This window comes from Trichococcus sp. (assembly GCF_049589555.1).
Lineage (GTDB): Bacteria > Bacillota > Bacilli > Lactobacillales > Aerococcaceae > Trichococcus.
In genome coordinates this window covers 22,860-31,515 of the sequence record NZ_JBAWAZ010000356.1, presented here as the reverse complement: position 1 = coordinate 31,515, position 8,656 = coordinate 22,860, and the positions used below count along the sequence as shown (strand labels likewise).

Below are 8,656 nucleotides of genomic sequence, written 5' to 3'. Positions count from 1 at the left end.
GGCACAGTCAGCGCATCTGCTTCCTGGTTATTGTAAAAAAAGAGGAAAAAACTCGTAATCAGACCCAGCAGCAACACCCCGAAGAGAACGAATGCCCACTTCTTTCGTTTTTTCTTGCCTCCAGCGGCCTCTCGCCCTGATTCGTATTCGTGGATCGGTTCAGCGTTCACGCTTGGTGGCGGCGAAACAAGCGTGTCACCGCTATCCCCTTTGGCCACAACTTCAGCGGATAAGGGGGTGAGTACTTTTGTTTCCTGCAACAGCGATACTGGCATAAAAGGTGCTTCGTGCAAGCGTTCCTCATTCAAGCAAGTATCGAGATCCGCCATCATCTCTTCACAGGTAGCGTAACGGTCTAAAGGTTCTTTCGCAGTGGCCTTCAGAATGACATTTTCCAAACTTTGAGGAATCTCCGGATGGCTTTCCCGGATGAAAGGCATCGGTTCCTGAAAATGCTTCAGGGCGACGCTGACAGCCGACTCCCCATCGAAAGGAACCTTACCGCTGAGCAATTCATACAGGACAACCCCTAAAGCGTAGATGTCTGATTTTGAAGTGGCCATGCTGCCTCTGGCTTGCTCCGGAGACAAGTAATGAACGGAGCCCAACAGCGTATTCGTCTGGGTGATCGAAGTTTCCGACAGCGCAACCGCAATGCCGAAATCGGTAATTTTGATGCGATCCTGATTATCGATCAGAATATTCTGTGGCTTGATGTCCCTATGGATGATCCGGTTTTTGTGGGCCAATGCCACAGCCGACAAAACTTGGTGCATGATATGGATCGACTTCTCCGGCGAAACCCTGCCTTGAATGTCGATGTATTTTTTCAGATCCGTGCCATCGATGAATTCCATTACGATATATTGCAAGCCATCTTCTTCATCCACATCATATACACCTACGATGTTGGGATGGATCAATTGCGTGGCTGAGAGGGCTTCACGCTGGAAACGGCGCAGGGCATCCTTGTTGTCGCGGAAGTCAAAGCGCAATACTTTGATGGCGACTGGGCGATCCAAAATTAGATCATGGCCCAGGTAAACGTTCGCCATCCCGCCGCTTCCGATATGCCGGACGATTTTATAGCGGCCGCCTAATTTCTTTCCTGCCTCCACAGAGGTTCCCCCTCTCTATCCGTAAAATCAGCCAAAAGGACTGTGATATTATCCAGGCCGCCAGCTACATTCGCTTTATCGACCAAGGAAAGGACTTTTTCTTCCAGAGGAAGCCATTCCTTCAGCATCTGGGCGATCTCTTCATCATCCATCATGTTGGTCAAACCATCGGAGCAAAGCAACAACAGATCGCCCTGCACAAGCGGCATAGCCAAGATATCGATATCCAGTTTCCGGGAAACGCCCAAGGAGCGCGTCAAAATGTTCTTTCTTGGATGATGTTGCGCTTCCTCCGGGGTTATTTCCCCTGATTTGATGAATTCATTCACCAAGGAATGATCCTCCGTGATTTGACGGAGTTTATAATTTCTGTAGACATAAGCCCGACTGTCGCCGATATTGGCAATAATGACTTCCTTACCCACGACGGCAGCTGCCACCAAAGTCGTACCCATTCCATCCAAGTCGCTGTAATCCAACGATTTTTGAAAAACCAGATCATTGACGCGCTGGATGTTGGCGATCAGCCAACGGGACAATTCTTCGCTGCTCGTGAAACGGGATCCTTTCCAGGCTGCACCCAGATGGGATACCCCCATCTCGCTGGCGACGTCGCCAGCCTTATGGCCACCCATGCCATCACATACGATCATGAGCGGCTGCTGGGCTTCATTCACGAAATAACTCACATAATCTTGATTGATTGCTCTATTTTTGCCTCTATCACTTTTGAAGGCTATCTGCATTCTTTCCCCTCAATTCTTTCTTATCATTTACCTCTTTACCATACAACTGATGAAGAAACCATCAGTTCCGTAATCATGCGGATAAATCTGCACAAACCCTTCAGGTGTGAACGATTTTTTATCCAAATAATCGGAGTGTACCGGAACGATCGCAAATTCGGCATGATTTTCAATGAATGTCTGGACAGTCATTTGATTCTCTTCTTCAGTAAGTGTACATGTACTGTACACCAAACGTCCACCTTTTTTTAACAAAGGACTGACGGAGTCGAGGATCCGAAGTTGTTCTTTATGCAGGTCCAGAAAATCCTGCGCATTTTTCACATATTTGATATCCGGCTTTCTGCGCATCAACCCCAACCCCGAACAGGGTGCATCGACGAAGATGACATCAAAGGATTCCGGTGCAAATGCTTTGTCTGCTTCTTTCGCATCCAGCACGCGGGTTTCGATACGATCGGATACGTGCAGTCGCTCGGCATTTTGATTGATCAAGCCTATCTTGTGCTCATACATATCCAAGGCGATGACTTTGCCGTTTTCCGAAGCCGACAGATAACTGGCCATGTGCGTCGTCTTCCCACCCGGTGCGGCACAGCTGTCCAATACGAGAAAGTCCTTTTCTAGCTCTCCGACCGGTGCGACCAATTGACTCGATTCATCCTGAATCGTAAGGATGCCCTCTTTGAATAGCGGGGAGTCAACGATTTTCCCGCCGCGGATCCGGATGCCAGAAGGCGAAACTGGACTTGGGACCACATCGTAATCCTCTGCTTGCAACTGTTCGAGCGCCGCTTCCCGGGACATTGCCTGTGACTGCAGTCTGACCGAAACGAAAGGATCTTCCAATAAGGAAAACGCCATTTTTTCGGTTTCATCAATACCGATCTTTTCGATGAAATAGGCGACGAGCCACTTCGGCATGCTGGCCCCCACGCTGATGCGTTTCTTGACGTTGCTGATGGTTTTCCAGTCGCGCAGCCCATTGCGTTGCACATTCCGCAGCACACCGTTCACATAACTGGCGACGCCCGCATGGCCCTTAGCTTTCGCTATCTCAACCGCATCAAAAAGGACGGCATGATCCGGAACCTTCGTCAAATAGACCATCTGATAGGCGGAGACACGCAATAAGTTAGTCACCCAAGAAAGTTGTTTTTTGGGATCTTTGATGTATCCCGAGAGGCCATAATCCAAAGTCATTTTCCGCTGGATGACGCCATAGACAATCTCCGTTAACAGGCCGGCATCCTTAGGGGACAACTTTTCGGATTGGATGACTTTGTTCAGCAACAGATTGGAATACGCGCCTTCATTCTCTACGCTCTCCAATATATCGACAGCCAGATAACGGACCGTGTGCTTGATTTTATTTTTAAGTTTATTGTCCATCTGTTTCAAACCTTGTACCTTCATGGATTTCGCAGGCGCTGCCCCGCAAGTAATCCGCAGCTGACATGCGTTTTTTCCCGGCAGGTTGGAGTTCCATCATTTTGAAGACGGTGCCTTCACCGCAGGCTACATAAAGGGCTTCTTTGTCTGTTGCAATCACCGTTCCGGGTTCATCGGTGGCAGTCTGCTCGACAGCCTGTCCCGCCCATACTTTGATCCGTTGCCCGCCCAAAAGCGTATGCGCCACTGGCCACGGACGCATGCCTCGGACTTGGCAGGCCACTTGTGCGGCCGTTTTGGACCAATCGATGCGTTCCTCTTCGCGCTTGATGTTCGGCGAAAAGGTGGCTGCGGATTCATCCTGTTCTTGCGGCACGAGTTTGCCTTGGAAAAAATCAGGCAATGTTTCGATCAAAAGATTTTTGCCCAGTTCGCTCAACTTCAAAAACATCGTCCCAACATCATCTGCCTCGGTGATGGGTATGGCTTCCTGCGCCAAAACAGCCCCGGCATCCATTCTTTTCTCCATGAACATGATGGAGACTCCGGTTTCTTTTTCCCCATTGATGATGGCGTAATGGACCGGAGCGCCTCCGCGATATTTCGGCAACAAAGAAGCATGCACATTGATGGAGCGGAAACGGGGAGCGTTCAGTAGCTTGACCGGCAGAAATTGCCCATAGGCCGCTGTCACAATCAGGTCCGGCTTCAAGGCAATCAGCTCATCCATTTCCGGCGAACCGGAAATTTTTTCCGGCTGATAGACCGGCAGACCATGTTTCAGTGCGGCTTCCTTCACCGGAGAAGGCGTCAATATTTTCTTTCTGCCTACCGGGCGGTCCGGTTGTGTGACAACTGCGATCACGTCATACTCATGCTGTAATAAAGCCTCTAAAATGGGCACTGAAAATTCCGGGGTGCCCATAAAAATGATTTTTTTCATTTGTATACCTCCTAGAAGAAATTGACCGGCTCTGAATCGATTGAAATATAGAGCCCGCGTGCATTTTCTTTTTGTGACTCATCCAAAATCTGTTTCAATGCCGGATGTAGTTTGGTTTCCTGTTTGTATTTCACTAATATCTGAAAATAATAGCGGTTGTTCACTCTCGCGATGGATCCCTTTGATGGCCCGAGCATGATCGTGTCAGGTTCAAGCTTTTTTTGAAGGATCTCATGGATTTCATAAATTTTCTTCTGCGCTTTCTTTTCATCAGGGTTGCTCACGGTGATCAGCGCGGTATAAAAATAAGGCGGATAACCCGCTTTATGCCGGAGCGACATCTCGGTACGGTAAAAGCCTTCGTAATTGTGCTGTTGGGCAAAAAGGATGGCATAATGATCCGGATTATAGGATTGCACGACCACCTCACCAGACAGCTCAGCGCGACCTGCACGGCCGCTGACTTGGGTCAGCAGCTGGAACGTCCTTTCCGAAGACCGGAAATCCGGCAGCCCCAATGAAGTATCCGCATTGATGACGCCGACCAACGTGATGTTCGGAAAGTCCAATCCTTTTGCGATCATCTGCGTGCCCAGCAAGATGTCGGCCTCTCCTCTTCCGAATGCCGACAGGATAGCCTCATGGCCGCCCTTCTTGCGGGTGGTATCCACATCCATGCGCAAAATGCGCGCCTCCGGGAAGAGCGCCTGCAGTTCTTCCTCTATTTTTTGGGTTCCCGTACCGTAATAACGGAAATTGTGGCCCTTGCATTTCGGACAGGTGTTGGGGATCGCTTCCTCATGGCCGCAGTAATGGCACTTCATCGTTTTGCTGTCCATATGCAAAGTCAGACTGATGTCACAGTTCGGACACTCGAGGACGAAACCGCAATCCCGGCACATGATGAAAGAGGAATAGCCTCTTTTGTTCAGCATCAGCACAATCTGCTGTTTCTTCTGCAGACGATCCGTGATCTTTTCCTGCAGCATCACAGAAAAGCTGCTGCGGTTGTTCGCTTTGAACTCCTCACGCATATCGACAATTTCGACTTGGGGCAGCGCGCGTTGATTGAAGCGTCCCTTCAATTCGACCAATGTGTAAACCTTTTTTTGTGCCCTGGCCCGCGACTCCAGCGAAGGCGTCGCGCTTCCCAGGATTACCGGACAATGGTTATACTGCCCGCGCCAGATCGCTACATTCCGGGCATGATACTTCGGGTTTTCGTCCTGTTTATACGTGCTCTCGTGTTCTTCATCCATAATGATGATACCGAGATTCTCAACCGGAGCAAAAATGGAAGAACGGGCCCCAACTACGACATCGGCGTCGCCGCGGTGGATTTTGCGCCACTCGTCGTATTTCTCACCCGATGACAACGCACTGTGCATCACTGCCACGCGATTTCCGAAGCGGCTCTTGAAGTGATTGACCATCTGCGGAGTCAAAGCGATTTCGGGGACGAGCATCAAGGCAGTCTTGCCTTGATTGATGACTTCAGCGATCATTTGCAGGTAGACTTCGGTCTTTCCGCTTCCTGTTACGCCTTGCAGCAGAAAAACCGCATGCCGTTCTTCCTTGATGCTGGCACCCATCGTCTGAAATGCTGCCGTTTGTTCATCCGAAAGGGGCAGCGCTTCGGTTTTTTTGAACAGCCTATCCTTAAAGGGATCCCGGAGGATTTCCCGGTCCGCTGATTTGAGCCACCCCTTCTCCACGCCGGTCCTGATCGTGCTTGAACCGATATCGAATTGATCCTTGTATTCTTTGGACGTCAGCGGGGTTCCGTTCATGGACATGATCGCCGCCAACAAGACTTGTTGTTGCTTGGCTGATTTTTTCAGGCTGCGGTATGCGTCTTCCAGACAGTCCATTTCCAGATCGGAATAATAGACCTGCACCGTTTTTGCCTTCGCCTGGTTTTTCAGGATGTAATTGACTTCAATCTTCCCGGCTCGCTTCAATTCGATCAGTTGCGGCAAAATGCCGCGGTCGACGGCATCTTCCCAACTCATTTTGCTTTTCCCTTGAAAAAGTCCGTAGAAAGACTCCTCATCCAATTCATCGATGATCTCAATTTCTTTTTCGTACTTTGCCTTCATCAAAGGCGGCAACATCGTCTGATAACAATGGATCCGATAGGCATAAACGGTTTCCGCCATTTCCTCTCCCAACAGAAGCAGTTCTTCAGTCAATGCCGGCTCGATATCCAATGGTTGGATGATTTCTTTCAGTTCCCCTTCAAAATCGGTGTGATCAGAAATTTCCGTTATGAACCCTTGGATGATGCGTTTGTTGAAAGGCACCTCAACGCGCATGCCCTTACCTAATTTATGCTCCATAGCAGGAGGGATCGCATAATCAAAGGGACGATTGGTCTGCATTGCAGGTATATCGACAATCACTTTTGCAATTTGCAAATTAAGCCCTCCCCCTTCTTTTTCTAACAACTATCTTACTAAATTATGCCGCTAAAGTCTTCCCTGAGATTTTCGGCATCAGAAAAGCTGAACGGGTTCGTTCAGCCCTGAAAGAAATTTAGGAAATCGTGCCGACTGAGCATCGTAGAGCGCAATAGGTGCGATTTATCTAATTTCCGAAGGGCTAACCCGTGAAGCTGGACATCACTTTGGGAATCACAGAACATTTTGCGAACCTGTGAAACACCTACGGTGATGCACTTTTGGTTTAAAAATATTTTATAATTTGCTTTCGGCATCAAAAAAATAAAACTACTGATTTTGAAGTTCAAAAACAGTAGTCTTTTTTCATTCCTATTCTGTTATCTTTCAGGGATGATGGATTTTGGATCGATTTCCAATTCGCCGGCAACTACTTCTTCCAGCGCACGTCCGACATTCTTGAATGACTGGTAAGTGTCCAATAAAGGCTCGGAGCGATCGTGCAATTGGTGTGCTCTTTTGCTTGAAAGAATGACCATTGAATATTTTGAATCCACTTGCTCCAACAATTTATCGATCGAAGGATATAACATCATAATATTTTACTCCCTTTCATCCGCACAGATGGTATCCAGAATCCGTGAAACTTTCAAGTGCTCGCTTTGGATGATGCCAAGCACTTTCTGTACCGCATTCTCTACTGTGTCGTTTTCTACCGCATAATCATAATAACGCATCAAACTGAGCTCTTCAATAGCCTTTTCCATTCTTTGCTTGATGATTGGGGACTCGTCCGTACCGCGATTTACGATCCGTGATTCCAGTTCCGTCATATCAGGAGGGGTCAAGAAGATGAATATCCCTTCAGGCATCCGTTCCTTCACTTGCATGGCACCTTGAACTTCGATCTCCAGAAAAATATCTTTTCCCGTGTCCAACGTTCTTCTTACATAGTCGATTGGCGTACCATAGTAATTACCAACATAGTCGGTATATTCCAACAGTTCATTATCGGCGATCATTCTCTCGAATTCTTCTCTTTCCTTGAAGAAATAATCTTTGCCATCCACTTCCCCTTCGCGCGCTTTGCGGGTCGTAGCGGAAATTGAATATATGAACTCCCGTTCACCACGAGAAAAAATTGCTTGTCTCACAGTCCCTTTGCCTACTCCCGAAGGTCCGGATAAGACAATCAACAATCCTTTTTCTGTCATTTAATGCCCACCATCCAATTATATTTTTACAGCATCGTACAGCCTAATGCGGCGTTCTGTTTATTATTTCATAGTTTAACACAATTTCATCAAGGTTAAAACCTTTACTGGGGTCTTCCGCCAACATTTTATTAGTTACCGTTTTCAGCGCCGGAAAGACAAAAAAGAACAAGACAAGGATAACCCTGTCTTGTTCTTGCGGCATCATGAAGCACCCATGTCTTTGACTTTCATCATTCTGACGATGCTGGAACGCTCGTTCTCCTCGAGTTTCATTTGGATGTAACGGATCGTCTCCTGCAACTGCGGAATCATTTTGTATTCCAATGCATTTACGCGCCTTCTTGTCTTTTCGATCTCATCGGCAAGAAGTTGGCAGGTTTTTTCGATTTCCGATAATTTAAGCAATTTCGGAAGGATATCTTCGATCTTTTTGATTGCATCATCCAGTTCCCCGTTTGAGTTTACGTAGCCGTACTGTAAATCCGTGGATTTTTCGTCCTCAGCTGCTATCGAAAAATTCATTTGGGGTACGACAACACTCATGATATTTTTTTCTTGGATGTCCAATACCACTGCCGTAGCGGGTACAGCGAACAACTCTTCGATGAAAGCCTCATTCAGAAGCGACTTGGCTACCACGAAAGAACGCATGGAGGCTGTCAGTTCTTTTTCGACTTCATCTCTCAGGACATTATTTTCCCGGATCAGATTGATGAATTGACGCATCAGCTCATCCTGTTTATCCTTCAGCAGTTTATGGCCGCGGGTGGAAAGCACCAGACGCGATTTCAAATTGGATAGTTCCATCCGGGTAGGCTTTACATTCAATCTAGCCATGGAC

Annotated in this window: 8 protein-coding genes; all 8 read right to left on the bottom strand. The window is 47.8% G+C overall.

Annotated features, from left to right (window positions below; all coding sequences use genetic code 11):
• On the bottom strand, window positions 1–1,118 hold a 1,118-nt coding region (pknB, locus tag WBV27_RS12375), incomplete at its 3' end, for a Stk1 family PASTA domain-containing Ser/Thr kinase (protein WP_424202433.1).
• Window positions 1,097–1,864, bottom strand: coding sequence for a Stp1/IreP family PP2C-type Ser/Thr phosphatase (locus WBV27_RS12370; protein WP_119093089.1), 768 nt, complete (start codon window positions 1,862–1,864; stop codon window positions 1,097–1,099). The genes pknB and WBV27_RS12370, both read right to left, overlap by 22 nt.
• Before the next feature lie 27 nt (window positions 1,865–1,891).
• Entirely contained in the window at window positions 1,892–3,256 is a 1,365-nt protein-coding gene (rsmB, locus tag WBV27_RS12365; RefSeq protein WP_424202432.1) for a 16S rRNA (cytosine(967)-C(5))-methyltransferase RsmB, read from the bottom strand.
• Entirely contained in the window at window positions 3,246–4,199 is a 954-nt protein-coding gene (fmt, locus tag WBV27_RS12360; RefSeq protein ID WP_424202431.1) for a methionyl-tRNA formyltransferase, read from the bottom strand. The genes rsmB and fmt overlap by 11 nt, the downstream gene beginning before the upstream one ends.
• Before the next feature lie 11 nt (window positions 4,200–4,210).
• Window positions 4,211–6,616, bottom strand: a complete 2,406-nt coding sequence (gene priA / locus WBV27_RS12355) for a primosomal protein N' (RefSeq protein WP_424202430.1) — start codon at window positions 6,614–6,616, stop codon at window positions 4,211–4,213.
• Between the two features lie 362 nt (window positions 6,617–6,978).
• A complete protein-coding gene (gene rpoZ / locus WBV27_RS12350; protein ID WP_086628158.1) occupies window positions 6,979–7,194 on the bottom strand; it encodes a DNA-directed RNA polymerase subunit omega in 216 nt (71 codons plus the stop codon).
• A gap of 6 nt (window positions 7,195–7,200) precedes the next feature.
• Window positions 7,201–7,812 carry a guanylate kinase gene (gene gmk, locus WBV27_RS12345; RefSeq protein ID WP_424202429.1) on the bottom strand — a complete coding sequence of 204 codons (612 nt, stop codon included), beginning with the start codon at window positions 7,810–7,812 and terminating at the stop codon, window positions 7,201–7,203.
• A gap of 204 nt (window positions 7,813–8,016) precedes the next feature.
• Window positions 8,017–8,652 (bottom strand): V-type ATP synthase subunit D, encoded by a 636-nt coding sequence (locus WBV27_RS12340; RefSeq protein ID WP_424202428.1) that lies wholly within the window; start codon window positions 8,650–8,652, stop codon window positions 8,017–8,019.
• Window positions 8,653–8,656 lie beyond the last annotated feature (4 nt).